Genomic DNA, 24,877 nt, shown 5'->3' on the forward strand with positions numbered 1-24,877 from the left:
CCTCATGGGCTTACGGCCCAAAATCAGGTGACGTAGGCACCGATGGAAGCGGCAACCAGGCCGATTGCGACCGCAATCATGACGCCATAGACGCGTGGCTTGTCGAAGAGAACGGCAAAAGCCGAAAACCAGCCGACCACCGCCGCGCCGAGCGCGAACAGGAAACCCGGCTTGTCGCCGTGATAAAGGTTAGCCGCCATAAGCCCGCCGATGATCAGCGCACCGAAAACGATCATTAACCCCGTGGCATAACGCTCATAATCGTCCATTTAAATTCCTCGGTTCCGGTCTCACGATAGCTGCGCCGGAAACATTCATAATCGGTTTGGCCATTTAAAGGCATGGAATCCCGAAGGCCATGCCCCGGCCGTCGCCATCACACAATCATTATTCGTCTCGTTCTTCAACCATTTCACAGCGGCATCCGCTGCAATTGTTGCGACTTTTCATCCATCGACAGCCTTCGGCGCATGGAAACCGTGCTATGATGGATTTCATGGAATCATCTGGCATCGTCACTTTTGAGACTCCGATAGGACCGTGCGGCATAGCCTGGCGCGGGAGCGTAATCGTGGGTGTCGCCATCGGCGATACGGACGAAAGGGTGGCGCGTCACCGGTTGAGCGAAATCTCTCCGGGGAGCGAAAGCGACGATCCACCCGCTTTCGTCGGCGAGACCGTCGAAAAAATCCGGGCGCTTCTCAACGGCGAAAAGCCTGATTTTTCGACGACACCGCTTGCGCTGGACGGTGTGCCCGAACTGAATCGGCGCGTCTATGAGATCATTCTTGAATTGCAGCCCGGAGAAACGATCACCTATGGCGCGATAGCCAGACGGCTTGGCGATGTGAACCTGTCGCAGGCGGTCGGCTATGCGCTTGGCAAGAACCCGTTTCCGATCGTGGTGCCCTGCCATCGCGTCCTCGGCGCAAATGGCAAGGTCGGCGGATTTTCCGCCGAGGGCGGAACCGCCACCAAACTGAAGCTTCTCAATATCGAGCGCGCCAGAACATCCAGCCAGCCCGATCTTTTTGGCGGACTGCCGCTTCAGGAACGCCCGCAAGCCGATTTCTGATCAGGCCTTGTCCGTCACCACATCGGCGGAAAAACGCATCTCGCGCATCGGGCGGACGTATTGCGTGGTGGCGTCATAGGTCGGATGAGCCTTGAAGGCAAAAAGCGCCGCCTCATCCCTGAACTCGGCATAAACCACCAGATCGACGCGATCGCACATCGGGTCGACCTTGCTATTGGGCAGAACCTCGAACAGGTCGGCATGAGGAATCGTTGCCAGACGCTCCAGCCCCTCGCGAACCGTATCCACGTCGTGACCGTCCTTGACGCTGAAGAAAACGATATGCCGGATCATGCCTGAAACTCCCTGAAATCAACAAAGGGGTTCTAGAGCATTGAAGCGACCGGACAAATACAAATTTCAGCCAGCCTTCACCCGCCGCCAGGCATAGCCGCCTTCTTCCCGAACCGAGCCACGCCCCGGCTGGTAATAGCCGGGCGTGTCGACGAGGCGGTTTTCGCCGAGGCGTTTTTGCGCGACCGCATTCGTCACCTGCAAGGTGTCGAACCCCGTGCGCAGCATCAGCGCGGCCTGATCGATCAGCACGTCTCCGGCTGCGCGCAATTCGCCCGCAAAACCGGCGCGGCGCAAAATTTCCGCCTTCGAATAGGACCGCCCGTCACCAAAGGCCGGAAATTGCAGGACGATCACCGGCAGATTGTCGAGATGTTCCAGAAGCGGCTCGATCTTCTCGCCCGACGCGACCAGGACGCCGATGCGGCGGTTGGAGGAACGGCGGCGTTCCTCATCGAGACCGAGCCAGGCGGCAAGCGGGATAATGACCGCTGGCGCACCGCTCGCCGCTTCGAGATCATCGGCCAGAACATATTCGTCCGCGCGGAAGCCGTCGCGGGACCAGAGTTTCGTTTCCTGTGCGTCGCTCATTTTCTGTCCGCTGCTCCCAAACTATTCAGACTATCGGCAAGGCCGGAGAGATGGATGCCGCATTCGGTCTTTTCCGATCCTGCCCAGCGTCCCGCCCGCTGATCTTCGCCGTCCGCCACCGGCCGCGTGCAAGGCATGCAACCGATGGAACGGTATCCTTGAGCGATCAGCGGATGCGCCAGAAGATCGTGCTTTTCGGCATAGGCTTTCAGATCCGATGCCTGCCAGCGGGCAAGCGGATTGATGCGAATGCGCGGACCGACGGATTCAAAAGTCGGCAGGCTTTCGCGGGTGGAAGCCTGAAACTGCTTGCGTCCCGTCATCCATGCGCGGTAGGGCGCGACCGCACGCGCCATCGGCTCCACCTTGCGGATAAAGCAGCACCGGTCCTTGTCGGTCATCGACAGGGCGCCGAACGGGTCCTCGGCCTTGAGGCTTTCCGCAACCGGCAAGATATCCTGCACATTGGTCAGGCCCAGACGGTCCACCAGATCGCGGCGATAATCGAGTGTTGCGCGAAAATGCTTGCCCGTATCGAGGAACAGCACCGGCGTCGCGGGATCGATCTCGGCGATCATGTGCAGAAGCACCGCCGATTCCGCACCGAATGACGACACGGCGGCGATCCGCCCCTCAAAAAGCTCGCGAACGCCAAGGGCGATCACTTCCTGAGGGGACGACGCGCCGTGGCTCGCCTCCAGGAGACGGGCTTCGGCACTCGCCCTTTGTTCGGCGTCAGGCTGCACGGCTGATTTCTCCATAGAGCGCACGTTTGAAGGGTTCCATTCCGACCCGGCGATAAGCGGCCAGGAACGTTTCCCCGGCATTTTCGCGAAGATCGAGATAGGTATCGACAATCGTTTCAATGGCGTTCACGACCTCTTCCGAGGAGAAGCCGCGTCCGGTGATTTCGCCGATGGCCGAATGTTCGTCCGCCGAACCGCCGAGCGTGATCTGATAAAGCTCCTCGCCTTTCTTCTCGACGCCCAGAATGCCGATATGGCCGACATGGTGATGGCCGCAGGCATTGATGCAGCCGGAAATCTTGATCTTCAGATCGCCGATTTCGAGCTGGCGCTGCTGATCGCCAAAACGTTCGGAAATGCGCTGCGCCACCGGAATGGAACGCGCATTGGCCAGCGCGCAGTAATCGAGACCGGGGCAGGCGATGATGTCGGTGATGAGCCCGGCATTCGGCGTCACCAGCCCGTCCGACTGCAACAGGTCGAAGACAGCCGCAAGATCGGCCTTGGCCACATGCGGCAGAACCAGATTCTGTTCGTGGCTGACGCGGATTTCGTCGAAGGAATAGGTTTCGGCAATATCGGCCACCAGTTCCATCTGCTCGGCGCTTGCGTCGCCCGGAATGCCGCCGATAGGTTTCAGCGAGATGGTGACGACCGCATAATCGGGATGCTTGTGCGGCGTCACGTTGCGGGCCACCCAGCTTGCGAAAGCCGGATCGGCCTTCTGCGTGACGGCCAGTATCTCCCAGCCCTCCGGGCGCTGCGGCAGGTCGGGGAGGCGGAAGTAGCTTTCGATGGCATCGATATCGCGCTGCGGCAGCTTCAGGTCGCCGTTGCGGATTTCTTCCCATTCCGCGTCGATCTCGCGGGTGAGTTGCTCGACGCCGGTTTCATGAACGAGAATCTTGATGCGCGCCTTGTACTTGTTGTCGCGGCGCCCATAAAGATTATAGACGCGGACGATCGCCGTCACATAGGTCAGCATATCCTCGACGGGCAGGAAATCGCGAATTTTACGCGCCACCATCGGCGTGCGGCCCTGACCGCCGCCGATATAGACCGCCAGACCCAGTTCACCCGCTTCGTTCTTTTTCAGTTGCAGGCCGATATCGTGCACCTGAATGGCGGCACGGTCATGGTCGGAACCGACAATCGCAATCTTGAACTTGCGCGGCAGGTAGGAAAATTCCGGGTGCAGCGACGACCATTGCCGCAGGATTTCCGCGAAGGGGCGCGGATCGGCCACTTCGTCAGCGGCGGCCCCGGCAAAATGGTCGGCGGTCACATTGCGGATGCAATTGCCCGATGTCTGGATGGCGTGCATTTCCACTTCCGCCAGTTCTTCCAGAATGCGCGGGACATCCTTCAGCGCGGGCCAGTTGTACTGGATGTTCTGGCGCGTGGTGAAATGGCCGAAGCCGCGATCATAGGTGCGGGCAATGTGGCCAAGCCTGCGCAACTGGCGGCTGGACAAGGTGCCGTAAGGGATAGCAACCCGCAGCATATAGGCGTGCAATTGCAGATAAAGCCCGTTCATCAGGCGCAGCGGCTTGAACTGGTCTTCCGTCAATTCACCGGCGAGGCGGCGCTCGACCTGATCCTTGAACTGGGCAACGCGGGCTGCAACAAAATCGCGGTCGAATTCGTCATAACGATACATGAGCTATTCCAACAACAGGGTCAGGAGGCGCGCTTCAGGGGCGCATGTCCGAACGTGGGGATAGAAGGCCCCGACAGGCGGATGCGCTCGCGCAGGCGGATCGGGTAAAGCCCCTCCTCACGCTCCTCCACGTCGATCACATTCACATCGACAACGAGATTGGCCTTCGCCGCGGTCTCTCCCGCGCTTTCCAGCGCCGCGACCGCTTCCGCATGACGGGCGATCAACGCGCCATCGATGGTTTCCCGCCACGAGCCGTCGGCGCCAAGCCACACAGCCTGTCCGTCGATGAGGCGGTTTGCAGTGAGAACTTTTACGACCATATCCAATCTCCTCGAAATCAGGCTGCGACGGCAACGGGCCGAACGGCCAGCGCTTCGGCCCTGTCTATCGCCGCACCGGCGACGGCATCGCCAATGATCACCATGACCGGGCCGGAAAGCTTCTTTTCTTCCAGCGCGGGCAAATCCTTCAATGTGCCGTGAAACAGGCGCTTGTCCTCGCGGCTTGCATTTTCCACCACCGCGACGGCGGTATCTTCGTGCAGACCGGCGGCGATCAGCCTCGACGCGACCGACGCGGCAACCGTCGAGCCCATATAGACGGCGATGGTAACACCCGAGACGGCGAGCTTTGCCCAATCGGGCAGCACGCGGCCCGTCATGTCATGGCCGGTGGTGAAAACCAGCGAAGAGGCGACACCGCGCAGTGTCAACGGCAATTCCATATCGGCGGCGGCGGCAAAGGCGGAGGTGATGCCCGGCACGACTTCGAAACCGATCCCGGCAGCGCGCAAAGCGGCCATTTCCTCACCGGCACGACCGAAGACCAGCGGATCGCCCGATTTCAGCCGCACCACGCGCTTGCCTTGCCGTCCCAGCGAAACCAGCAGGCGATTGATCTCTTCCTGGCTTTTCGAATGGCACCCCTTGCGCTTGCCGACCGGCAGGCGCTCGGCATCGCGGCGGCCCATGGCAATCACGCTCTCCGGCACCAAAGCGTCGTGAACGATGATATCGGCCTGCATCAATGCGCGCTGCGCACGCAGGGTCAGAAGATCTTCCGCCCCCGGCCCCGCCCCCACCAGCCAGACATAACCGGCCATTCCGTGAGGCTGAGCGATGAGATCGCCAGCGATGCGGGAAGCTTCCTCGCGGTCGCCGTTTTCAACGGCGCGGGAGACCGGTCCCGAAAAGAAACCGCGCCAGAAACTGCGGCGCGCCAGCCCCTTGGGCACCATGCGCTCGACCCGAGGACGCCAGCTTTCGGCAAGATGCGCAAGCTCGCCCAGACGCGGCGAAAAAGCGGCATCGATACGCGCGCGCACCATCTGCGCCAGAACAGGCGCGGCCCCTTCCGTGCCGATGGCAATCGCAACGGGAGCGCGGTTGACGATTGCGGGCGTCAGAAAATCGCAGAGCGCTGGCCGGTCCACCACATTGACCGGGATTTTCTGCGCCTTGGCGCTGGCGGCAACGGCGCTATCCAGCGCCTCGTCACCGGTAGCGACAAAGACGAGCCGGGCGCCATCGAGATGTTCAGGCGCAAAAGCCTGGGTGATCTGCTCCGCGCCGTGGCTCGTCGCGAAAGCGGCCAGTGCCGGTTCGATTTTATTGGCGACAATGCGCAGGCGGGCGGAAGTCTGCGCCACCAGGCGCGCCTTGTTCAGGGCTTCCTCGCCCCCGCCGACGATCACCACCAGCTCTTCCGAAACACGGAAGAAGGCGGGAAAATCTGCCAGCAGACGTTTTTGCGATGAAGGCACGGCAACCATCCTTTTGAGCCCTTCCAGCGAAGGCGGCGGCCGCTTCCGGGCTGGAAATACATGGGCAGTCGAGATGGTGGTCATTATTCATGGCGCGGCGGAAAATTATAAGAAACGGGCTTGCGCGCGCAAATCGCACCGCGCATCACTTTTTCTCAAGAATGCCCTTTGCAGGATTTTCATTCTCCGGCAGGCCTGCAATATATCCCACAGTTTTTATGTGATTACAGAAACTTACGCATAGGTCCCGGAGCTAAAGAAGGCGGGAAAATGTTTCGGCCAGCGGCGCGGCAGCACCGCGACCAGATCGAACCGCAGCGACAATTGCGCATGGTCCGGTTGCCGTTGCAGCCAGAGATCGGCGGCGGCTTCGATGCGCTGCATCGCCTGCGGGGTGACGGCCAGTTGTGCGGCCTCGATACTCGTTCGCGCCTTGACCTCCACGACCAGCACCAGTCGCCCACGCCTTGCGATCAGGTCGATCTCACCAAGCCGTGTGCGATAGCGCCGCGCCACGATGCGAAACCCCTTCAGCATCAGCGCGAGTGCGGCAAAGCGTTCGGCGCTGTGTCCGCGAAAGAAAGCATCCTGCCTTTTCTCGCGAAACCTCGTCATCACGCGCCCGATTTGAGTTGCATGAGGCGCTGATAGAGGACGGATTTCTGCCCGCCAATCATGCGGGCCGCTTCGCCCGCGGCCTTGGATGGCGGCAATTCGGCGGCAAGCGACAGAAGCAGCCTGTCGATATCCTCTTCGGTCTGCGGGGCAGCCTCCCCCGATGGCGGACCGACCAGCAGAACCACCTCGCCGCGAATGCGGTCTTCACCATCGAACTGTTTTGCCAACTCGCCCAGCGGCGCGGTGACAACCGTTTCATAGGCCTTGGTCAATTCGCGGCACAGCGCGCCCTCGCGATCCGGCCCGAAGACCGCCGTCATATCGGCCAGCGTCGCTGCCGTGCGATTGGGCGATTCATAGAAAACCAGCGTTGCGTCGATGCCCTTGAGGCTTTCGAGCCGGTTCTGCCTCTGGCCATGCTTGGACGGCAGGAAGCCGCAGAACATGAAGGCGTCGGTCGGCAGGCCGGAAGCGGCAAGTGCCGCCAGAACGGCGGAAGCGCCCGGCACGGGCACGACCTTTATGCCTGCCTCGCGCGCCTCGCCCACCAGCCGGAAACCCGGATCGGAAACGAGCGGCGTTCCGGCGTCGGAGACCAGCGCCACGCTTTTGCCCGCCGCCAACGCGGCAATCAGCTTTTCACCGGCCTCGGCGGCGTTGTGCTCGTGATAGCTGACAGGGCGGCGCGAAATGCCATAGCGGTCGAGCAGAACGCGGGTTACGCGCGTATCCTCGCAGGCTAGCACATCGGCTGCGGCCAGCGTCTCGATGCCGCGCAGGGTCATGTCGCCGAGATTGCCGATGGGTGTCGAGACGATATAAAGCGCAGGCTCCAGCGGACGAGCGCGCATCGCCGTGCCGCCCACCACATAATCGCGCCGTCCCTCGCCCGTATCCTCGGTCATTTCGTGTCCTTCATACCGCAAGATCGGCCACCAGCGCGTCCAGCACCAGCGCACCGTCCGGCGTCGCGCGGATGATATTGCCGCCCATCAGTTCGATCATGCCTTCGGAAACCAGCTTTGCAAGGCGCTTCTGGTCGACCGGGTGGCCCGAAAGTCTCTCATAACGGCGAAGGTCGATGCCTTCACGCAGGCGAAGCCCCATCATGAGGAACTCGTCGCCTTCCTGCCCGCCATCGAGATATTCTTCATCGATAATGCCATGGCCGCGCCGCTCCACATGATCGAGCCATGTTTCGGGATGCTTTTCCGTCATGGTAACCGTGCGCACATCGTTTTCGACAAAGCGCCCGTGCGCGCCCGGCCCAATACCGACATATTGCCCATAGCGCCAGTAGACCAGATTGTGCTGCGATTCACGCCCCGGCGCGGCATGATTGGAAATCTCATAGGCCGGAAGACCGTGCTCCGCCGTCACGCGTTGCGTTTCCTCATAAAGCGCTGCTGCGTGATCCGGTTCCGGCGTCGTGAGCTTGCCCGCCTTCCACAGATTATAGAACTGCGTGCCTTCCTCGATTGTGAGTTGGTAGAGCGAGAGATGATCTGCGGCAAGGCCGATGGCTTCCTTCAACTCCTCGCGCCATGCTGCAATGGTCTGGTCGGGTCGCGCATAAATGAGATCGAAGGACAGGCGCGGAAAAATTCCGCGTGCGAGGCGAATGGCCGCTTTTGCCTCTTCCACCGAATGCATGCGTCCGAGACGGCGCAGATCAGGATCGTTCAGCGCCTGGATACCAAGCGACACGCGATTGACGCCGGCAGCGCGATAGCCGCGAAAACGGTCGGCTTCGACGCTGGTGGGATTGGCTTCCAGCGTCACCTCGATATCGGGCGCGACCGACCAATGCGAGGCGATGCCGTCCAGCAGCGCACCGACTGTTTCCGGTAGCATCAGCGATGGTGTGCCGCCGCCCAGAAATATGCTGGTGACGGTGCGCGGGCCGGTGCGCGCGCGCAATGTTGCCATTTCGGTCAAGAAATTTTGCGTAAAACGCGCCTGATCCACCGGCTTGTGGCGGACATGGCTGTTGAAATCGCAATAGGGGCATTTGGCCAGACAAAACGGCCAGTGCAGATAAACGCCAAACGCGGTTTCCCCGTCGGTACGCGCAAGGGGAAAGGCGCTTGCCGGAGAAAATCGTTCGTTCATTTTGCCGGAACCGCTTCCAGATCGAGCGCCTTTTCGGCAAAAAGCTTGAAGGCGCGGGCGCGGTGAGACAAGGCCGATACATCGCCGGGCTTCCATCCGTGCTTTTCATCCGCCGTCATTTCGCCAAAGGTTTTTTCATAACCATCCGGTAGGAAAACCGGATCGTAACCGAAGCCAATCGTGCCGCGCGGCGGCCAGACCAGCGTGCCTTCCACCTCGCCACGGAAATATTCCGCTTCGCCATCCGGCCATGCGAGACAAATAACGGAGACAAAACGCGCCTTGCGCTTGTCCGGCGTCACGGCGCCCTTTTCCTGCAACAGGTTCTCGACCTTCTGCATGGCCATGTCGAAATCGCGCTTGCCATCTTCCGTTTCCGCCCAGTTGGCAGTGTAGACGCCCGGATCGCCCCCAAGCGCATCAACCATCATGCCGGAATCGTCGGAAAGCGCTGGCAGACCTGTCGCCTTCGCTGCGGCAAGCGCCTTGATATAGGCGTTTTCCTCAAACGTCGTGCCCGTCTCATCCGGCTCAGGCAGACCGAGAGCGGCGACGGAGCTGACATCGAAACCGAACGGACCGATCAGCCCGTCAAATTCCTTCAGCTTGCCCGCATTATGCGAAGCGACGATCAGCTTGCCTTTTTCCAACACTCTCATTTCATGACCTATTTTATCATCGCATGATCTATACCAAAAACCGGTTCCCACTTTTTGGGATCATGCTCTAGTCCCATAATTTCGGTTCAGCAATCTCCAGCGAATTGCCCGAAGGATCGCGGAAATAGATCGAGCGCGCACCGTTGGGCCAATTGAAATCGGCCTCGATTGCGACGCCATGCTTTTCCAGATGCGCCCGCCAGCCGTCGATCTCAGCGCGGCTTGCCGCAAAGCACACATGGCCCGGCCCTGTCGTGCCATGCGGCGGCACGGGCAGATGACCGGGCGATGGCGGCTTTAACGTTTCTTCCGCCTTGAAGAGCAGCAATATGCCCTCGCCGCAGCGGAAGAATGCATTGCGTTCGCTGACCTTGCCGACCGGCTCCAGCCCCATCACCCCGCGATAGAAAGTAATCGCCTCGGCGACATCGCGGACATAAAGCGCAGTTTCCAGAATACGGGCAGCGCGCATGGATTTTCCCTCGATTGCAACGCATCCAATACGGTTCATCGAGATTCCGGCTATGGCGAGCCGAAAATGGTGGTCTTTGAGACCCGGAGCGGAGTGTACTTAAAGTACATGAGCACCGGAAGCGGAAAAGAACGCCATTTGCAGGTCGCCAGAGCCGGAATAACGGTGAACCGTCAGGCTACAGCCATTTTCTGCAATGACACAAGACGATCGACGCCGGTGCGCGCCAGTTTCATCAGATTGGAAAATTCCTCTTCCGAGAACGGAGCGCCTTCGGCCGTGCCCTGGATTTCGACAATGCCGCCCGTGCCGGTCATGACGAAATTGCTGTCGGTCTCGGCAACCGAATCTTCGGCATAATCGAGATCGAGAACCGGCGCGCCTTCATAAATGCCGCAGGAAATGGCCGCGACATGGTCTTTCAGGACCTTTTCCACGCGCACCATCTGGCGCGCTTCCATCCAGCGCAGACATTCGTGCAGGGCGACCCAGCCGCCGGTGATCGCCGCCGTGCGCGTGCCGCCATCGGCCTGAATGACGTCACAGTCCACCGTGATCTGCACTTCGCCCAGCGCCTGCATGTCCACGACCGCGCGCAGGGAACGTCCGATCAGGCGCTGGATTTCCTGCGTGCGCCCACCCTGCTTGCCGGTCGCGGCTTCGCGGCGCATACGGTCGCCGGTGGAGCGCGGCAGCATCCCGTATTCCGCCGTGACCCAGCCCTTGCCGCTATTGCGCATCCAGCCCGGCACCTTTTCTTCAAGGCTCGCCGTGCAGAGCACATGCGTGTCGCCAAATTTCACCAGGCAGGAGCCTTCCGCATGTTTGGAGATGCCGCGCTCGAAGGAGACGGCGCGCATTTCGTCGGCTGCACGCTTGGATGGACGCATATATCAAATCCTCGTTTCATATTTCCGTGCGGTTTCTTAGGCCGGTCGCGCGCAAATAGAAAGGAATTTCGCGTGGCCGGGCATGTTGAGAGACATGACAGCCTCTATGCAAAAGCTTTGACGCTGCAAGGTACAGCCTTATATTAAGGGCATTCACTCAAAAGGTTTGCTGCCCAACCATGATAACGCCGCCGGAACACCAGCTTCTGAGTTCACTCGACCAGAGGTCACGCGATATTTTCCGGCTCATCGTCGAAACCTATCTGAACGACGGCGATCCACTGGGTTCGCGCAACCTCTCGCGACTGCTGCCGCATACGCTCTCGCCAGCCACCATCCGCAACGTGATGAGCGACCTGGAGCATCTGGGGCTCATCTATGCGCCGCATGTCTCGGCCGGACGCCTGCCGACACAGATCGGGCTGCGCTTCTTTGTCGATGCCTTTCTGGAGGTCGGCGACCTGCCGCCGGAGGAACGCTCCTCCATCGAAGCGCAGGTGCGCGCAGCCGGTACGAACAATTCCGTCGAAAGCGTCCTGACTGAAGCGAGCCAGGTGCTTTCCGGCCTTTCACGCGGCGCGGGGCTGGTGCTTGCCACCAAGGCGGAAGGGGCGCTCAAGCATATCGAGTTCGTGCGGCTGGACCCCACGCGCGCGCTCGCGGTCCTTGTCATGCAGAATGGCGATGTGGAGAACCGCGTCGTCAACCTGCCCGCAGGCATAACGGCTTCGCAGCTGGTGGAAGCTTCCAACTTCCTCAATGCGCATATCCACGGGCACACGCTTTCCGAAGCCAAAGCGGAAATGAAGAAGCTTTCCGAGGAAACGCGGCAGGAACTCGACAGCCTTTCGCAGGAACTGGTCGCGCAGGGACTGGCGGTATGGAGCGGCGCCGGAACGGACCAGCCCGCACGGCTGATCGTGCGCGGCCGCGCCAACCTGCTGGAAAATATCCATGCACAGGAAGACATAGAACGCCTGCGCCATCTTTTCGACGATCTGGAAACCAAGGACAGCATGGTGCAACTGCTCGATCTGGCGGAAGCCGGTTCGGGTGTGCGCATCTTCATCGGCTCGGAGAACAAGCTCTTTTCCCTGTCCGGCTCGTCGCTGGTGGTCGCTCCTTATCGCGACAGCGAACAGCGTGTCATCGGCGCGCTTGGCGTCATCGGTCCGACGCGGCTGAATTATGCCCGTATCGTTCCGATGGTGGACTATACGGCGCAAATCGTTTCCCGACTGCTGCGATGACAGGTGTCATGCTTGTCAGGCGCGGCGAAATTAAACCTTGATTTTACACGCACGAAACTCGATATCCGCCTCAAATGACATTCAAGACGGAAGTTGGAATTATGGCAGAAGAAAAAAACAAATCGCAGAACCCCGATCTTGATCAGCGCGATATCAACAATCCGAAGGATCGTGAAGCGCTGAAGCAGGCTGCCGACGACTTTCTGAAGGCGCGCCGGGCCGAGGCGCGCGCGGAAGCAGCCGAGGATGAAACCGAAACGGAAGTGGATGACACCGCAAACCGCATCGCCATGCTGGAAGCCGACAATACGGAACTGAAGGACCAGATGCTGCGCGTCGCCGCCGAGATGGAAAACCTGCGCAAGCGCACCCAGCGCGACGTGCAGGACGCCCGCTCCTATGCGATCACCAATTTCGCCCGCGACATGCTGTCTGTTTCGGACAATCTGAACCGCGCGCTGGAAGCCATTCCCGCCGAAGCGCTGGAAATCGACCCGAGCCTGAAGTCGCTGGCCGAAGGCGTCGAGATGACCGAACGCGCCATGTTGCAGGCCCTGGAACGCCACGGCGTCAAGAAGCTGGAACCGGAAGGCCAGAAATTCGACCCGAATTTCCATCAGGCCATGTTCGAAGTACCGAACCCGGACCTGCCGAACAATACGGTCGTGCAGGTCGTGCAGGCCGGTTACGCCATCGGCGAGCGCGTTCTGCGCCCGGCCATGGTCGGTGTTTCCAAGGGCGGCCCGAAGGTCGCGGCCGAGAACGGGGCTACGGCACCGGAAGGCAATGCCTGATTTCAACGGCGTCAAGCATCCCTGACCGGGAGTAATTTGATCGAGCGGCAGTTGCTTCTGCCGCTCTTTCCGTATCTACCCGGCCATATGCGCCGGAAGGCTGCGGAAAAAACAAGAGGGTAGAGCGGTTCCGTCGATTCCGTTAAATTGGGAATCGCTCTGCAAGATCGGCCCGAAGACCGGAAGCGATTTTCGGGAAGCACGATGCGTGGATTCGACAAGCTGGAGCGTCTTTTGTGCGCCTGCCAGAGCATGTCTCCCAAAAGTGGGAACCGCCTACGCGGGGAAAAGACATTCGTAGAAACAAAGGCTTAAAGCGTGTTGCCTGAATACGATTGAACGCAACACGCTTTAGGGACACACGGCGCTCTATTGCCGGACGCCGATAAAACTGTTCCCGAACGAGCGGAGGAGAGCTGTGGCGTGACGCTTCCCGATTTTCTGAACTTCGCAGGCGTTTTCGTTTTCGCCGCGACCGGTGCGCTCGCCGCTTCGCGACGCCAGCTCGACATTATCGGCTTTCTGTTCCTCGCCAACATAACAGGTATCGGCGGCGGGACGCTGCGCGACCTCGTCCTAGGCGCGCCGGTGTTCTGGGTGGTCGAACCGGCCTATCTCCTCGCAGGCACGCTTGCCGCGATCTTTGTCTATTTCACAGCCCACAGGGTCGAATCGCGCTATCGCGTCCTGCTCTGGCTCGATGCCGTCGGCATGGCTGCCTATACGGTGCTGGGCGCCGCCAAGGGGCTGGCGCTCGGTTTCGGCCCGTCGGTTGCCATCGTGACAGGAATATTCACCGCCACGCTCGGCGGCATATTGCGCGACATGGTCGCAGGCGAGCCTTCCGTGCTGATGCGCCGGGAAATCTACGTCACGGCTTCGCTTGCGGGCGCCTGTCTTTATGTGCTGCTTGCCCGGCTCCGCATCGAACCGGAATTCTGCGCCGCCGCCGCAGCCCTCGCGGCTTTCGTCATCCGCGGCGGAGCGCTCTATTTCGGCTGGAACCTGCCAGTCTACAAGAGCCGTCCCGGACGCACCGCAGAGGAATTGCAGCGCGACCGGATCATCAGGCCGGAGTGATTCCAAAAGGACATTCCGAAAAGGGCGAAACGATTTTCAGGAAATGCCCTGTCCCTCTTGTCCGCATTTCCGGGCGCAAAACCGTTTCACACTTTTGCTGGAAATGCCCTGTCTGTTTTTTGGCCGCATTTCCGGACGCAAAACCGCTTCACACTTTTGCTGGAAATGCTCTATACGAGACCGGCCTGACCGGCTGCGTCCTGCAGGCTCAATTGCGGGCGCGGTCCCATCTGCTGGATGATGAGACCGGCTGCGAGCGAACCGAGGCGCGCGCAATCCTCAAGGGAACGCTCCTTGGTATAACCGTAAAGGAAACCGGCGGCATAAAGATCGCCCGCGCCAGTCGTATCCACGAGCGCGTCGATCTCGATCGCCGGGACCGTCAGGGTCTGGTCGGGCGTGACGACGATAGCGCCTTTTTCCGAACGGGTGACAATGGAAAGGGCACAGTCCATGCGCATGGAGGCAATCGCCGTTTCGAGCGATTTGGTCTTGTAGAGCGACATGGCCTCGTCTTCATTGGCGAAAACGATATCGACGGTGCGCGAGCGCATGAGTTCAAGGAACTCCTCGCGATATCTGTCCACGCAGAACGGATCGGAGAGCGTCATCGCCATCTGGCGGTTCTTCTCATGCGAGATCTTCGAGGCCATGACAATGGCTTCCTTGGCGCGCGGCGGGTCCCAGAGATAGCCTTCGAAATAGGTGACTTTCGCGTCGGCAACCTTGGATGTCTCGACGTCTTCCGGCCCAAGCTCCACGCAGGCGCCCAGATAGGTGTTCATGGAACGCTCGCCATCCGGCGTCACGAAAATCATCGAACGGGCGGTCGGCGATCCCTTTTCAAGCGGGCGCGTGTCGAAGGCGACGCCCTGCGCGCGGATGTCATGCGCGAAAACGCGGCCCAGATGATCGGTCGCCACCTTGCCGAAATAGGCCGAACGCCCGCCGAGGCTTGCCACGCCCGCAGCCGTGTTTCCGGCGCTGCCGCCTGACATCTCCGTCGCCGGACCCGCTATACGGCTATAGAGCAGTTCAGCGCGATCCGCATCGATGAGATTCATCGCGCCTTTGACGATGCCGTTGGTTTCAAGAAAAGAATCATCCGTGCGCGACAGAATATCGACAATGGCATTGCCGATGCAGAGAACGTCGAATGTGGCCATGAGCGCGAGAAGCTCCCGTTTGTTGCAACTGTCCGGCCCAAGGCCGGATACCGGGCAGTCATATGCGTGCCGGTTTAGCCTGTTGCAACCCTTTTGGCTACCCTGCGAGCCTCCCTCCTTGTGGGTAGTAGCGCTTGCGTCGGGTAAGGCGCATACCTATTTCCATCTTCGTCCACAGAGCGCCGTGCGTCCGTTCGGACGCACAAAGGTAGCTCCAGCTTATTGAATCTGCCAGGAATGGGTCGAAAATGATCTTTGACGCCGCATTGAATGCCCTGAAGCGCCTGCTCACGCCGGAGTTGAGAAACGTCTTCTGGAAAACACTCGGCCTTACCCTCCTGCTGCTCATCGGCCTGTGGGCAGCCGTTCGACAGGTCTTTTTCACCTTCGCCTGGCCATGGATGGAGCAGATACTCCCCGGTATGCCCGAATGGGCAGGCTGGCTCGGCATCGTCGCGGCCATTGTGGCGGGCCTTGGACTGGCACTCGTGCTCGCACTGATGATAGCGCCCGTCACCGCGCTGGTGGCCGGACTGTTTCTCGACGATGTGGCGGAAGTGGTCGAACGCGAAGACTATCCGGGCGAGCCTTCCGGCCAGCCATTGCCGGTCGTCAGGTCCATCGTCGTTTCGCTGAAATTTCTCGGCATCGTCATTCTCGGCAATATCGTCGCGCTGTTGATGCTTTTCATACCCGGCGTCAATCTGATCGCCTTTTTCGTCATCAACGCCTACCTGCTCGGACGGGAGTTTTTCGAATTCGCCGCCATGCGCTATCGCCCGGAAGCCGAGGCGAAGGCGCTGCGGTCGCATTACGGCGTGACGGTGTTTCTGGCTGGCCTGCCGATTGCCGGTTTCATGGCGATCCCCATCGTCAATCTCCTGACCCCGCTTTTCGCCGCAACGATGATGGTCCATCTTCACAAGGCCATATCGCAGCGCGAAGCGCGGCTCACGCCTGCGGCGGCAGGGGAATGAGCGCGGCGGGCACGTCGCAGGTCTTCGCCGGATATTTGCAGATGTCCGCGATCACGCAACTCTCGCATTCCGGCTTGCGCGCCTTGCACACATAACGCCCGTGCAGGATGAGCCAATGATGCGCATGGAGCATGTATTCCGCCGGGATGACGCGCACCAGAACGGCCTCGACGGCCTCCGGCGTCTTTCCGGGCGCGAGACCGATACGGTTGCCGATGCGCAGAATATGCGTGTCCACCGCCATGGTCGGCTGGCCGAAAGCCATGTTCAGCACGACATTGGCCGTCTTGCGCCCGACGCCGGGCAGCTTCACCAGCTCGTCCCTGTCGCCCGGCACCTCGCCGCCATGATCGCGGATCAGGGCTTCCGACAGAAGCATGACGTTCTTTGCCTTGTTGCGCCAAAGGCCGATGGTGCGGATATGGTCGCCGATCTTTTCCTCGCCCAGCGCCCGCATCTTGCCGGGTGTATCGGCGACAGCGAACAGGGCCCGCGTGGCCTTGTTGACCCCGGCATCCGTCGCCTGTGCGGACAGGACCACGGCAACCAGAAGCGTGAAAGCGTTCACATGCTCCAGTTCGCCTTTCGGCTCTGGCCGCTGAACGGAGAAACGGCGGAAAATTTCGTGAATTTCCTCCGCCGTATAAAGCGTACCCGCCACGCGGCGCGGGCGGCGCTGGGTAGAAGAATCGTTCACGGGCGATTTGATTTTGGCCTTTTGCATTCCGCTTCTATAATCGTTTCCCTGACAGGAGAACAATCAGCAGCTTGACGCAGGCCCTCGCGGAACCCCCAACCGACCCGAATTCGATGCATCATCCAGACGGCGCAGAACCAGACCGGTTCGACAAACCCATTTTCGAAGCCCTGCTCACACCCTATCGGTCGCTGGGCAACAAGGGCTTTACCGTTCTCATGAGCGCCCTGATCGGCTGCTGGATGTTCGTCGGCATTCTTTTCTGGTCCATCGGGGCCTGGCCCATCTTCGGATTTTTCGGCCTCGACGTCCTGCTGATCTATCTCGCCTTTCGCTGGAATTATCGCGCCGCCCGCGCGCGAGAGGAAATTTCCGTGTCGCGTTCGGCCCTGCATATTCGCCAATATGCCGCCTCGGGCAAATTGACCGCGCATCGCTTCAATCCGTTCTGGGCGCGCTTCAACGTGGCGCGCAAACCGGATATCGGCATTACCGGTATGCGCGTGGAAAGTCGCGACAAGAGCGTGGCCATCGGTAACTTCCTCAATCCCGACGACCGCGAAAGCTTTGCGGTCGCGTTCGGCGCCGCTCTCGCCAAAGCCCGGCGCTGACACCCTTCCCTGCAACAGTCGCAGCTTTCGCGTTGCCAATCCCCGTTTTACGATCCGGCCCCGTTTTACGATCCAGGACAAGGAATCCGGCGCGGGCTCTTGAAGTCGGGCATTTTGCAAGCCATATCAGGTGGCGAAGAGAGACGCCGAACGGGTTCTCTTCGTAACGGTCGCTTTTCATCAAGGACTGATGCAATGACAAGAATGACACCGTTTTCGAGCCCTTTGCTGCTCGGATTCGATACGATGGAAAAAACGTTGGAACGGATCGCTAAATCCGGCGACGGTTATCCGCCCTACAACATCGAACGCCTGCGCGAGGACACCGAGTCCGAACGCCTGCGCATCACGCTCGCGGTGGCCGGCTTTTCCAGCGAAGACCTCGAGGTCATGACGGAAGACAATCAGCTCGTCATCCGGGGTCGCCAGAATGACGATACCGAACGTGAATTCCTGCATCGCGGCATTGCCGCCCGGCAGTTCCAGCGCGTTTTCGTCCTGGCCGACGGTATGCGGGTTCTCGGTTGCGAATTGAAGAATGGCCTTCTCGCCATCGATCTCGACCGTCCCGAACCGGAACGACTGATCAAGAAGATCAACATCGCCGTGAAGGACTGAAAGCCGTTCAGGTTTCGTTCAGTCTCTGGCGTTATGCTGAAATCGTGAAGCTCTGATGCGGCATGGTCGCAAATGACATGCCGCCTGAATGGAGGCTAAGACCATGAACAGACAAATATTCACCGAAAATGAATTCGCCCATCTCGGCGAAGGTGAACTCGCCTATGTGCGCAAGATCCGTTCTGATGACCTTGCCCGCAGCTTCCCTGCCCTTCCGCCAATCGAGCCGGGCCTGGAACTCTGGGCGCTGTTTGGCGCAAGCGGCGAACCCATCGTGCTCTCCGATGTCCGCGCCACCGCGCTGCAGGGCGCACAGGAGCATGAACTGCGCACGGTGATGCTGCAGTAAAGTTTGATGCGATACCGGCCATCGTCGGTATCGCACCTCCATGCGTGATCAATGCGGAGGGTTCTGGTGCATACAGTTGCCGTAGGTCGTTTTCAGGCAGTAATCATATTTTTCCTTGTAGTGCTTCCATTCCGCACAGATCGTCTCCGCCAACTGATGGCATTGCTCTGATTTTGTCGACTGGCTAATCGATGGTGAGGTCAGTGAACCCGCGACAGCAACATTTCCGGTCAGGACCAACGTCGCTGCAATGAGAAAACACGTTTTTCCCAATTTCATCAAACACCTCTAAATTATTGGTTGCGTCGCCAATTTAAAGGTTTACGCGATGTGTCGAAATCCAAAGACAGAGGGAGCAAATTCCGGGCAAGGCTTTGCCGCAAACCTTGCATGTATCCCGTTCAAAATGAACACAGACAAACAAAACCGCCACTCAAGGCGAACGGCGGTTTTGTCTACGAGAAACTATTTGCGCTCAGGCGGCGTTGGACGCGGGCTGGGCGGTCAGGAATGAATATAGCGCCTGCGCGTCGTGCGTGCCGCGCAGCTTGGCAACCATATCGGCGTCGCGCAACATACGGGCGATGCGCGAAAGTGCCTTCAGATGATCCGCGCCGGCGTTTTCCGGCGCCAGAAGCAGAAAAACAAGATCGACCGGCTGATCGTCCAGCGCCTCGAAATCGACCGGTGTTTCCAGACGAGCGAAGATTCCCGCTATTTTGTTGATGTTCGCCAGCTTTCCGTGCGGAATGGCAATACCATTGCCTACCCCGGTGGAACCGAGGCGCTCACGCTGGAGAATTGTTTCGAAAACTTCGCGCTCAGGGAGACCGGTCAGTTCCGCAGCCTTTTCAGACAAAATCTGCAAAAGCTGCTTTTTGGAGCTGGCTTTCAGCGCAGGGATAACCGCCCCCGGCTGAATCAGATCACTAAGATCCATTCTCTCCGTTCCTTCTTCAATCAGGCCTTTGCGGCCCGGTTTTGGGAAGCGCACGCGGCGGCCTGGCGGCCAATAGCTGCGTGCGCTTCAGGTTTGCCGTCAGGCGCGTCGCACGGCCTGGCGGGTGACCATCGATGGATCGACCCAGCCGATATTGCCGTCCGCGCGACGGTAGACGATATTAACTTCATCATTGCCGGCATTGCGGAACACCAGAACCGGATTCTCGATCAGATCCAGTTCCACGACCGCCGACGCCACCGACATGGTGCGCAGGGCGACGGACGATTCCGCAACGATAGTCGGCGCGTAATCCGCCGGAAGATCCTCCTCTTCGTCCGGCAGCGGTGCCATAACACGATATGCAACGTCATCATAGATCGCATCTTGCTGTGCAGCCGAGCGCGATTTCAGACGGCGCTTGTAGCGGCGAAGGCGGGTTTCGATCTTGTCCGCGGCCGCTTCGAAAGCCAGTTGCGGATCCTGCGCCTCGCCAGTGCTTTGCAGCGTCGCACCGCTATCGAGGTGCAAAGTGCAATCCGCACTGAAACGCGAGCCGGACTTGGTGACCGTAACCTGTCCGGAAAAGCCATGATCGAAATATTTGCCGACAGCCTCGTTAACCCGATCGACGATCCGGGCCGTGAAAGCTTCACCGACGTCCATATGCTTTCCAGATACACGCAGAGTCATTTGGCACACCTCATTTGCGTTACACCACAGGACTCAGTCTAATCACAAGGCGAGCGAAGCGCAAAGCGAACCCGCATCAAAGATGCTTTTCATCCCGTGCGTTTTCCGGCTTTTCCACCCGGACCGTCCAGAACGTCGGATTACCTGCTCGGCCAGCATATGGACAACCGCAATTTCTTCACAAACCGCGATCATGTTTCGTGTTGGTCCAGTGGAAACGAAATCCCTGAAACCACTCGATTCAGTTGTACGCCGGGTCTCCGGGAAAAGCTGCCTGCGACTTTTACTCAAGACACCCGTCGGCGCGCCAGAACTTCCCATTTCCAGGAGGACGGGACAGGTTTCGCAACGCGAGCCGGGCTTCTATTGGGTGAACAGGCGCTTGTCAATTGGTCCTCATGCCAGTCGATCTCCCAGCCATGCGGGCCTTGTACGTAACCGAAGCCAATATCTCACGAAAAACAGGAGCATAGCCAGCACAACCGGTGTCTGCTCCAAAAGTCGCCATGCCTGTCCGCGACGGTTGTTTTCCCCATCGCCACCGCTTTTGTTTCAGACGCTCACGACGCGGACAATCTCGCCTTCTTTTCGCGTCGGCGCTGAACGGACGAAGCAATATTCATCGCTTCGCGGTATTTTGCGACGGTTCTGCGCGCAATATCCACACCGTCCTTCTTCAGGACATCCACGATGGCGTCGTCGGACAACACATTGTCCGGCTGTTCGGCGTCGATCAACTGACGGATGCGATGGCGCACGCTTTCCGACGAATGGGCGTCGCCGCCCTCCGAAGAGGCAATGGAGGCGGTGAAAAAATAGCGCAGCTCGAAAACCCCGCGCGGCGTGGCCATGAACTTGTTGGCCGTCACGCGGCTGATGGTCGATTCATGCATACCGACCGCATCGGCAACCATGCGCAGATTGAGCGGCTTCAGATAGGCCACGCCATGGCGCAGAAAACCGTCCTGCTGACGCACGATCTCCTGCGTGACCTTCAATATGGTTCGCGCCCGCTGATCGAGGCTGCGCACCAGCCAGTTCGCCGTCTGCATACAGTCCGACAGAAAGGCTTTTTCCTCCGCCTTCACCGATGCGCTGACTTCGGCATAATATTCATTATTGACGATGAGCCTCGGCATCGCGGCCGGATTCAGTTCGATAAGCCAGCCGCCATCGCGCGAAGGCGTGACGAGCGCGTCGGGCACGATGGCATCGACCACCGCAACCTCGAACAACGCTCCCGGCTTGGGATCGAGCATCCGAATTTCGGTGAGCATGTCGAGAATATCCGCCTGATCGACGCCGCAGAGCTTTTTGAGCGTCGCAAAGTCGCGCCGGGCCAGAAGATCGAGATTATCGATGAGCGCTTCCATCGCCGGATCGAAACGATCCTTGAGGCGCAACTGTATCGCCAGGCATTCGCGCAGATCGCGCGCAAAAATCCCCGGCGGGTCGAAGCCTTGCATCGCGGTCAGTATCCGCTCGACCTCGGCGGTCTCCACGCCCAGATTCTGGGCCAGCGCCGTAGTGTCGGCGCGCAGATAGCCGCTCTCGTCCAGCGCATCGGCAAGCCCCGTTGCCATGAAACGGTCAGCGGTTGTGGAGAAAGTCAGCGCGATCTGTCCGGCGACATGCTCGCTCAGCGAAACACGGCTCGCCACGACCTGGTCTATATCGTATCCGCTTCCCGAAACCTGGCCCTCGCCCGGCGCGGATTTCCATTGCGCCGTCAGATCGGGGCCGACCGCGTCGGAACGTCCGGGATCGTCGGGAAAAATATTCTCCAGCGAACTGTCGAAGGCGGAGGAGAGCGTTTCCGCATCGTCGGAAACATCCGTCTTGAACCAGTCCGCCTCGGACGCGTCGGAACCTGCTTCTTCCCCGCCCGTCTCCCCGTCGTCGCGCACAGAATCCGCGCCTGAAAAATCATCGTTCGCTGCCTCTATTCTGTCCAGCAGCGGATTTTTCTCGATCTCGACATCCAGAAACTGCTCCAGCTCCACATGCGTCATCTGCAACAGTTTGATCGACTGCATCAGCTGGGGGGTCATGACCAGCGATTGAGACTGACGGAAATCGAGCTTGGGCGACAAAGCCATATGACGCGTTATTCTCCCCGGTTTACCCCATGGCATCGGCCCGAAAACCGTTTCACACTTTTCGGGATGCGCTCCAGCAATTTTCACGAACCGCCTATGCAGGCCGAACCGAATGAAAACTGGTATGAACCTTGCTTGTCAATTCAGAATGCGCGTTTTTCAAGCAAAAGGGAAATTAGTCGCGGGAAGACACGGTTTCGACCGCTCGCGCACCGACGGCACGAGCGGCAGCACGAGAGCCGGACGACAGCGCGTCCGCGCATCGATTCGAACGCGTATAAGCTGGATCAAAGAGTGAACTGGTCGCCGAGATAAAGCCTGCGAACATCGGGATTTGCGACGATTTCGGCGGGACGACCGTGGGTCAGGACCTGTCCGGCGTGAATGATATAGGCGCGATCGATGAGACCGAGCGTTTCGCGCACGTTGTGGTCGGTGATCAGAACGCCGATACCGCGGCTCGTCAGGTGACGCACGAGTTGCTGAATATCCGAAACGGCGATGGGATCGACGCCTGCAAAAGGTTCGTCGAGCAGCATGAAATTCGGACGCGACGCGAGCGCGCGCGCAATTTCAAGACGGCGGCGTTCACCGCCCGAGAGCGAAATGGCGGGCGCCTTGCGCAGATGCGCGATGTGAAATTCTTCCAGCAGCGCATCCAGCTCGGATGCGCGCTTGGCGCGGTCCTTTTCCACGACTTCCAGCACGGCCTTGATATTGTTTTCCACCGAAAGGCCACGGAAAATCGAGGCTTCCTGCGGCAGATAACCGATACCCAGGCGCGAGCGGCGATACATCGGCATCGACGTAACGTCGAAACCGTCGATCTCGATGGACCCGCTATCGGCGGGAACCAGTCCCGTCACCATATAGAAGCATGTGGTCTTGCCGGCGCCGTTCGGTCCCAGAATACCGACGGCCTCGCCCGCGCGAACGCCGAACGACACGCCATTGACCACCTGCCGCCCGCGATAGCTCTTGCAAAGCCCGCGCGCGACCAGTGTGCCCTTGAGCCGCGCCGACTTGCCGGGCTGCGCGGGCATCGCCCCCACGGCCTCAGACGCTCCATTCACATTTCGAGATGCAGCTTGCGGCTCATCGGCCTTCTTGTTCCAGAACAATCCCACGCGCGCTCCGGTCAGTTCTGTGTGGGCGCCGCGCCGCCCTGCTGTTGATCCTTCGGAGCCATGATGATCGACACACGTCCCTTCGTCTGGCCCTTGCAGCTTTCAACATTGGCGCGCCCCGTATCGAGATGCGCGGTCAGCTTGCAGCCGGTCACCACGTTATCGCCGTCGGTCAGAACCACCTTCTGCCCCTGAAGGACCATCACCTGATTCTTCGCGTCGTAGCGGCCGGTATCGCCGGTCGCGACCTGCGTGCCGGACTTCAGATACACTTTTCCGGAAATGTCGATGTGATCGATGCTGGACGAATCAAGCCCGCCCACGCCGGCGCTTGCAGGCGCGGCGGCCTGGCCTTCGCCGTCCTTCTTCGCCTTGTTGTAGTAGACGGTCATCAGACCGGCCTTGAGAAGCGCGTCACCCTGCGAAACGGCCACATTGCCGGTGAATATGGCAATGCCTTCCTTGTCGCGCATTTCCAGCTTGTCGGCGTCGATCTTGACCGGCGCCTTGCTGTTGGAAAGCTTCAGACCGTTCACGGCAGAGCCTTCTTCCTGAGCCAGCGACGCGACCGGAGCCGCGACCATGCCAAGCGCCAGAACTGCAAATCCCGTCCGCAAAGTGCGGGCCATCGTACCCTTGTTCATCCTGCCCGTCTCGCGTTCCATATATCTTGAGCTCCCCGAAGCATTCGGCCATTCATCAACCATTTCTGGGCCGACATGCGGTCAGACGCAACTTTAAGCAGTTTGCGGCCAAATGGGAACATTCGGCATCGCAAAATGCGATCAAAAAAACCAGTCTGGAGCGCATTTTGGTCCCCGAAAGCCTATGCCCTCTTTCGGAATGCGTTTCCTTTTCTCAGGTCAAGCTCCCCGTCAGGGAGCCTTGTTGGGCGAAACGACGCTGCCGTCAACGGTCATTCGAACCTTGTTCTCGAAAACGAGAACCTTCCCGTTGTCCCTGACCTGCATACGGTCGGCCAGGATATGCGTGCTGCCGCTGCGAATGTCGACGGGCTTGTCGGTGGTGATCTGCCCGCTTTTCAGGTTCACATCCGCAGAATGCAGCACGGCACGTAAACCTTCATTCGTCGTAACAGTAAAGTCGTTATCAAGTTGCAAACGACCATTTGCATTATCATAAACGCCCGACGCGGCCTCAACCCTGGCGATGCCGTCTTCACCGACCGGCAACTCGGCGGAAATGCCTTCAAGCGCAATCGCGCCGCTGTTCTTCGCGTCCTGCGTCGCCTTGGCGGCAGTCATCGAATAGGGACGGTTGTCCTTGGTATATCCGTTGAGATGCGGGCTGGTCATGACGAGCTTGCCGCTTTCGCCGCCGGTGTTCACTTCCACCTTGACGGGCGTGTTCGGCGTGGCGAGAAAGGTGTACCAGGAAAAAACGGCCGCCACCATGATCGCGGCGATCGGCAGCGCGGTTTTCAGAACCCGGACACGGACCGAATGGCGCTGCGCAGCGTGAAAAAGCGTTTCCGCCTTCTCCGAAGCACCAAAACGCATGCCGCCCTTGCCGCGACCGGCAGCGGTCGCGCTCTGCGGCGCATGGTTATGTGTGACGTCGGCAGTCATGTTGT

General features: G+C 59.7%; 30 protein-coding genes. 8 read left to right on the plus strand and 22 right to left on the minus strand.

Annotated elements, in window-relative coordinates:
* Positions 1-23: 23 nt before the first annotated feature.
* A complete protein-coding gene (locus FHS76_RS00095; protein WP_006465911.1) occupies positions 24-269 on the minus strand; it encodes a hypothetical protein in 246 nt (81 codons plus the stop codon).
* Positions 270-496: 227 nt separating this feature from the next.
* Between FHS76_RS00095 and FHS76_RS00100 the strand changes: the two genes are divergently transcribed.
* Positions 497-1,075, plus strand: coding sequence for a methylated-DNA--[protein]-cysteine S-methyltransferase (locus FHS76_RS00100; protein ID WP_183646268.1), 579 nt, complete (start codon positions 497-499; stop codon positions 1,073-1,075).
* On the opposite strand, the gene FHS76_RS00105 is transcribed toward FHS76_RS00100, so the two are convergent.
* From FHS76_RS00105 to rph, 12 genes are all read right to left on the minus strand, one after another.
* Positions 1,076-1,369 (minus strand): Dabb family protein, encoded by a 294-nt coding sequence (locus FHS76_RS00105; RefSeq protein ID WP_183646271.1) that lies wholly within the window; start codon positions 1,367-1,369, stop codon positions 1,076-1,078.
* Positions 1,370-1,435: 66 nt separating this feature from the next.
* Positions 1,436-1,960 carry a DUF934 domain-containing protein gene (locus tag FHS76_RS00110; protein WP_183646274.1) on the minus strand — a complete coding sequence of 175 codons (525 nt, stop codon included), beginning with the start codon at positions 1,958-1,960 and terminating at the stop codon, positions 1,436-1,438.
* A complete protein-coding gene (locus FHS76_RS00115) occupies positions 1,957-2,721 on the minus strand; it encodes a phosphoadenylyl-sulfate reductase (protein ID WP_183646276.1) in 765 nt (254 codons plus the stop codon). Before FHS76_RS00115 ends, FHS76_RS00110 begins: the two co-directional genes overlap by 4 nt.
* The gene (locus FHS76_RS00120; protein WP_183646279.1) at positions 2,696-4,366 is read right to left on the minus strand and encodes a nitrite/sulfite reductase; all 1,671 of its coding nucleotides are present in this window, start codon (positions 4,364-4,366) and stop codon (positions 2,696-2,698) included. Before FHS76_RS00120 ends, FHS76_RS00115 begins: the two co-directional genes overlap by 26 nt.
* Before the next feature lie 20 nt (positions 4,367-4,386).
* Complete coding sequence (locus tag FHS76_RS00125) at positions 4,387-4,689, minus strand: DUF2849 domain-containing protein (RefSeq protein WP_183646282.1); 303 nt, start codon at positions 4,687-4,689, stop codon at positions 4,387-4,389.
* 17 nt (positions 4,690-4,706) lie between these two features.
* Positions 4,707-6,140: a siroheme synthase CysG gene (gene cysG, locus FHS76_RS00130; protein WP_183647431.1), complete on the minus strand. Its 1,434-nt coding sequence runs from the start codon at positions 6,138-6,140 to the stop codon at positions 4,707-4,709.
* A 225-nt stretch (positions 6,141-6,365) separates the two neighbouring features.
* A complete protein-coding gene (locus FHS76_RS00135; RefSeq protein WP_183646285.1) occupies positions 6,366-6,746 on the minus strand; it encodes a YraN family protein in 381 nt (126 codons plus the stop codon).
* On the minus strand, positions 6,746-7,654 hold the full coding sequence (gene rsmI, locus FHS76_RS00140) for a 16S rRNA (cytidine(1402)-2'-O)-methyltransferase (protein WP_183646290.1): 909 nt from the start codon (positions 7,652-7,654) through the stop codon (positions 6,746-6,748). Before rsmI ends, FHS76_RS00135 begins: the two co-directional genes overlap by 1 nt.
* Before the next feature lie 10 nt (positions 7,655-7,664).
* Positions 7,665-8,861 carry a radical SAM family heme chaperone HemW gene (gene hemW / locus FHS76_RS00145; RefSeq protein WP_183646293.1) on the minus strand — a complete coding sequence of 399 codons (1,197 nt, stop codon included), beginning with the start codon at positions 8,859-8,861 and terminating at the stop codon, positions 7,665-7,667.
* Positions 8,858-9,520 carry an RdgB/HAM1 family non-canonical purine NTP pyrophosphatase gene (gene rdgB, locus FHS76_RS00150; protein ID WP_183646296.1) on the minus strand — a complete coding sequence of 221 codons (663 nt, stop codon included), beginning with the start codon at positions 9,518-9,520 and terminating at the stop codon, positions 8,858-8,860. Before rdgB ends, hemW begins: the two co-directional genes overlap by 4 nt.
* A 67-nt stretch (positions 9,521-9,587) precedes the next feature.
* The gene (locus tag FHS76_RS00155) at positions 9,588-9,992 is read right to left on the minus strand and encodes a VOC family protein (protein ID WP_183647434.1); all 405 of its coding nucleotides are present in this window, start codon (positions 9,990-9,992) and stop codon (positions 9,588-9,590) included.
* A gap of 173 nt (positions 9,993-10,165) precedes the next feature.
* On the minus strand, positions 10,166-10,882 hold the full coding sequence (gene rph / locus FHS76_RS00160; protein WP_183646299.1) for a ribonuclease PH: 717 nt from the start codon (positions 10,880-10,882) through the stop codon (positions 10,166-10,168).
* Positions 10,883-11,061: 179 nt separating this feature from the next.
* Here rph and hrcA point away from each other — a divergent pair, with 179 nt between their 5' ends.
* The 3 genes from hrcA (at position 11,062) to FHS76_RS00175 (ending at position 14,006) form a co-directional block, all read left to right on the plus strand.
* Positions 11,062-12,132 (plus strand): heat-inducible transcriptional repressor HrcA, encoded by a 1,071-nt coding sequence (gene hrcA, locus FHS76_RS00165; protein WP_183646303.1) that lies wholly within the window; start codon positions 11,062-11,064, stop codon positions 12,130-12,132.
* Positions 12,133-12,233: 101 nt separating this feature from the next.
* The gene (gene grpE / locus FHS76_RS00170; RefSeq protein WP_183646307.1) at positions 12,234-12,926 is read left to right on the plus strand and encodes a nucleotide exchange factor GrpE; all 693 of its coding nucleotides are present in this window, start codon (positions 12,234-12,236) and stop codon (positions 12,924-12,926) included.
* A 423-nt stretch (positions 12,927-13,349) separates the two neighbouring features.
* Positions 13,350-14,006 carry a trimeric intracellular cation channel family protein gene (locus FHS76_RS00175; protein WP_183646310.1) on the plus strand — a complete coding sequence of 219 codons (657 nt, stop codon included), beginning with the start codon at positions 13,350-13,352 and terminating at the stop codon, positions 14,004-14,006.
* 170 nt (positions 14,007-14,176) lie between these two features.
* Here FHS76_RS00175 and FHS76_RS00180 read toward each other — a convergent pair whose 3' ends face one another.
* On the minus strand, positions 14,177-15,172 hold the full coding sequence (locus FHS76_RS00180; RefSeq protein WP_183646313.1) for an adenosine kinase: 996 nt from the start codon (positions 15,170-15,172) through the stop codon (positions 14,177-14,179).
* 248 nt (positions 15,173-15,420) lie between these two features.
* Between FHS76_RS00180 and FHS76_RS00185 the strand changes: the two genes are divergently transcribed.
* On the plus strand, positions 15,421-16,149 hold the full coding sequence (locus tag FHS76_RS00185; RefSeq protein ID WP_183646316.1) for a sulfate transporter family protein: 729 nt from the start codon (positions 15,421-15,423) through the stop codon (positions 16,147-16,149).
* On the opposite strand, the gene nth is transcribed toward FHS76_RS00185, so the two are convergent.
* Positions 16,124-16,873 carry an endonuclease III gene (gene nth, locus FHS76_RS00190; protein ID WP_183646319.1) on the minus strand — a complete coding sequence of 250 codons (750 nt, stop codon included), beginning with the start codon at positions 16,871-16,873 and terminating at the stop codon, positions 16,124-16,126. The two genes, FHS76_RS00185 and nth, sit on opposite strands and share 26 nt — an antisense overlap.
* A gap of 86 nt (positions 16,874-16,959) precedes the next feature.
* Here nth and FHS76_RS00195 point away from each other — a divergent pair, with 86 nt between their 5' ends.
* The 3 genes from FHS76_RS00195 (at position 16,960) to FHS76_RS00205 (ending at position 18,424) form a co-directional block, all read left to right on the plus strand.
* Positions 16,960-17,457 carry a DUF2244 domain-containing protein gene (locus FHS76_RS00195; protein WP_183647437.1) on the plus strand — a complete coding sequence of 166 codons (498 nt, stop codon included), beginning with the start codon at positions 16,960-16,962 and terminating at the stop codon, positions 17,455-17,457.
* A gap of 195 nt (positions 17,458-17,652) precedes the next feature.
* Entirely contained in the window at positions 17,653-18,075 is a 423-nt protein-coding gene (locus FHS76_RS00200; protein ID WP_183646322.1) for an Hsp20 family protein, read from the plus strand.
* A gap of 103 nt (positions 18,076-18,178) precedes the next feature.
* A complete protein-coding gene (locus FHS76_RS00205; protein ID WP_183646325.1) occupies positions 18,179-18,424 on the plus strand; it encodes a BQ00720 family protein in 246 nt (81 codons plus the stop codon).
* Positions 18,425-18,472: 48 nt separating this feature from the next.
* On the opposite strand, the gene FHS76_RS00210 is transcribed toward FHS76_RS00205, so the two are convergent.
* From FHS76_RS00210 to lptC, 7 genes are all read right to left on the minus strand, one after another.
* Positions 18,473-18,703, minus strand: coding sequence for a hypothetical protein (locus FHS76_RS00210; RefSeq protein ID WP_183646329.1), 231 nt, complete (start codon positions 18,701-18,703; stop codon positions 18,473-18,475).
* Positions 18,704-18,899: 196 nt separating this feature from the next.
* Positions 18,900-19,364 (minus strand): PTS IIA-like nitrogen regulatory protein PtsN, encoded by a 465-nt coding sequence (gene ptsN, locus FHS76_RS00215; RefSeq protein WP_183646331.1) that lies wholly within the window; start codon positions 19,362-19,364, stop codon positions 18,900-18,902.
* A 99-nt stretch (positions 19,365-19,463) separates the two neighbouring features.
* Positions 19,464-20,057 (minus strand): ribosome hibernation-promoting factor, HPF/YfiA family, encoded by a 594-nt coding sequence (gene hpf / locus FHS76_RS00220; RefSeq protein ID WP_183646333.1) that lies wholly within the window; start codon positions 20,055-20,057, stop codon positions 19,464-19,466.
* A gap of 560 nt (positions 20,058-20,617) precedes the next feature.
* Positions 20,618-22,156 (minus strand): RNA polymerase factor sigma-54, encoded by a 1,539-nt coding sequence (rpoN, locus tag FHS76_RS00225; protein WP_183646335.1) that lies wholly within the window; start codon positions 22,154-22,156, stop codon positions 20,618-20,620.
* Positions 22,157-22,443: 287 nt separating this feature from the next.
* Positions 22,444-23,283, minus strand: coding sequence for an LPS export ABC transporter ATP-binding protein (gene lptB, locus FHS76_RS00230; protein ID WP_183646338.1), 840 nt, complete (start codon positions 23,281-23,283; stop codon positions 22,444-22,446).
* Positions 23,284-23,294: 11 nt separating this feature from the next.
* The gene (locus FHS76_RS00235) at positions 23,295-23,948 is read right to left on the minus strand and encodes an LptA/OstA family protein (RefSeq protein WP_183646340.1); all 654 of its coding nucleotides are present in this window, start codon (positions 23,946-23,948) and stop codon (positions 23,295-23,297) included.
* A gap of 210 nt (positions 23,949-24,158) precedes the next feature.
* Positions 24,159-24,872, minus strand: coding sequence for an LPS export ABC transporter periplasmic protein LptC (lptC, locus tag FHS76_RS00240; protein WP_183646342.1), 714 nt, complete (start codon positions 24,870-24,872; stop codon positions 24,159-24,161).
* Positions 24,873-24,877: the final 5 nt, after the last annotated feature.

Source organism: Brucella daejeonensis, assembly GCF_014199265.1.
Taxonomy (GTDB): domain Bacteria; phylum Pseudomonadota; class Alphaproteobacteria; order Rhizobiales; family Rhizobiaceae; genus Brucella; species Brucella daejeonensis.

What these genes read in the sequence shown, in the direction of transcription:
- FHS76_RS00095 (WP_006465911.1), bottom strand. Translation starts at nt 269, where the DNA reads ATGGACGATTATGAGCGTTATGCCACGGGGTTAATGATCGTTTTCGGT.
- FHS76_RS00100 (WP_183646268.1), top strand. Translation starts at nt 497, where the DNA reads ATGGAATCATCTGGCATCGTCACTTTTGAGACTCCGATAGGACCGTGC.
- FHS76_RS00105 (WP_183646271.1), bottom strand. Translation starts at nt 1,369, where the DNA reads ATGATCCGGCATATCGTTTTCTTCAGCGTCAAGGACGGTCACGACGTG.
- FHS76_RS00110 (WP_183646274.1), bottom strand. Translation starts at nt 1,960, where the DNA reads ATGAGCGACGCACAGGAAACGAAACTCTGGTCCCGCGACGGCTTCCGC.
- FHS76_RS00115 (WP_183646276.1), bottom strand. Translation starts at nt 2,721, where the DNA reads ATGGAGAAATCAGCCGTGCAGCCTGACGCCGAACAAAGGGCGAGTGCC.
- FHS76_RS00120 (WP_183646279.1), bottom strand. Translation starts at nt 4,366, where the DNA reads ATGTATCGTTATGACGAATTCGACCGCGATTTTGTTGCAGCCCGCGTT.
- FHS76_RS00125 (WP_183646282.1), bottom strand. Translation starts at nt 4,689, where the DNA reads ATGGTCGTAAAAGTTCTCACTGCAAACCGCCTCATCGACGGACAGGCT.
- cysG (WP_183647431.1), bottom strand. Translation starts at nt 6,140, where the DNA reads ATGGTTGCCGTGCCTTCATCGCAAAAACGTCTGCTGGCAGATTTTCCC.
- FHS76_RS00135 (WP_183646285.1), bottom strand. Translation starts at nt 6,746, where the DNA reads ATGACGAGGTTTCGCGAGAAAAGGCAGGATGCTTTCTTTCGCGGACAC.
- rsmI (WP_183646290.1), bottom strand. Translation starts at nt 7,654, where the DNA reads ATGACCGAGGATACGGGCGAGGGACGGCGCGATTATGTGGTGGGCGGC.
- hemW (WP_183646293.1), bottom strand. Translation starts at nt 8,861, where the DNA reads ATGAACGAACGATTTTCTCCGGCAAGCGCCTTTCCCCTTGCGCGTACC.
- rdgB (WP_183646296.1), bottom strand. Translation starts at nt 9,520, where the DNA reads ATGAGAGTGTTGGAAAAAGGCAAGCTGATCGTCGCTTCGCATAATGCG.
- FHS76_RS00155 (WP_183647434.1), bottom strand. Translation starts at nt 9,992, where the DNA reads ATGCGCGCTGCCCGTATTCTGGAAACTGCGCTTTATGTCCGCGATGTC.
- rph (WP_183646299.1), bottom strand. Translation starts at nt 10,882, where the DNA reads ATGCGTCCATCCAAGCGTGCAGCCGACGAAATGCGCGCCGTCTCCTTC.
- hrcA (WP_183646303.1), top strand. Translation starts at nt 11,062, where the DNA reads ATGATAACGCCGCCGGAACACCAGCTTCTGAGTTCACTCGACCAGAGG.
- grpE (WP_183646307.1), top strand. Translation starts at nt 12,234, where the DNA reads ATGGCAGAAGAAAAAAACAAATCGCAGAACCCCGATCTTGATCAGCGC.
- FHS76_RS00180 (WP_183646313.1), bottom strand. Translation starts at nt 15,172, where the DNA reads ATGGCCACATTCGACGTTCTCTGCATCGGCAATGCCATTGTCGATATT.
- FHS76_RS00185 (WP_183646316.1), top strand. Translation starts at nt 15,421, where the DNA reads ATGATCTTTGACGCCGCATTGAATGCCCTGAAGCGCCTGCTCACGCCG.
- nth (WP_183646319.1), bottom strand. Translation starts at nt 16,873, where the DNA reads ATGCAAAAGGCCAAAATCAAATCGCCCGTGAACGATTCTTCTACCCAG.
- FHS76_RS00195 (WP_183647437.1), top strand. Translation starts at nt 16,960, where the DNA reads ATGCATCATCCAGACGGCGCAGAACCAGACCGGTTCGACAAACCCATT.
- FHS76_RS00200 (WP_183646322.1), top strand. Translation starts at nt 17,653, where the DNA reads ATGACAAGAATGACACCGTTTTCGAGCCCTTTGCTGCTCGGATTCGAT.
- FHS76_RS00205 (WP_183646325.1), top strand. Translation starts at nt 18,179, where the DNA reads ATGAACAGACAAATATTCACCGAAAATGAATTCGCCCATCTCGGCGAA.
- FHS76_RS00210 (WP_183646329.1), bottom strand. Translation starts at nt 18,703, where the DNA reads ATGAAATTGGGAAAAACGTGTTTTCTCATTGCAGCGACGTTGGTCCTG.
- ptsN (WP_183646331.1), bottom strand. Translation starts at nt 19,364, where the DNA reads ATGGATCTTAGTGATCTGATTCAGCCGGGGGCGGTTATCCCTGCGCTG.
- hpf (WP_183646333.1), bottom strand. Translation starts at nt 20,057, where the DNA reads ATGACTCTGCGTGTATCTGGAAAGCATATGGACGTCGGTGAAGCTTTC.
- rpoN (WP_183646335.1), bottom strand. Translation starts at nt 22,156, where the DNA reads ATGGCTTTGTCGCCCAAGCTCGATTTCCGTCAGTCTCAATCGCTGGTC.
- FHS76_RS00235 (WP_183646340.1), bottom strand. Translation starts at nt 23,948, where the DNA reads ATGGAACGCGAGACGGGCAGGATGAACAAGGGTACGATGGCCCGCACT.
- lptC (WP_183646342.1), bottom strand. Translation starts at nt 24,872, where the DNA reads ATGACTGCCGACGTCACACATAACCATGCGCCGCAGAGCGCGACCGCT.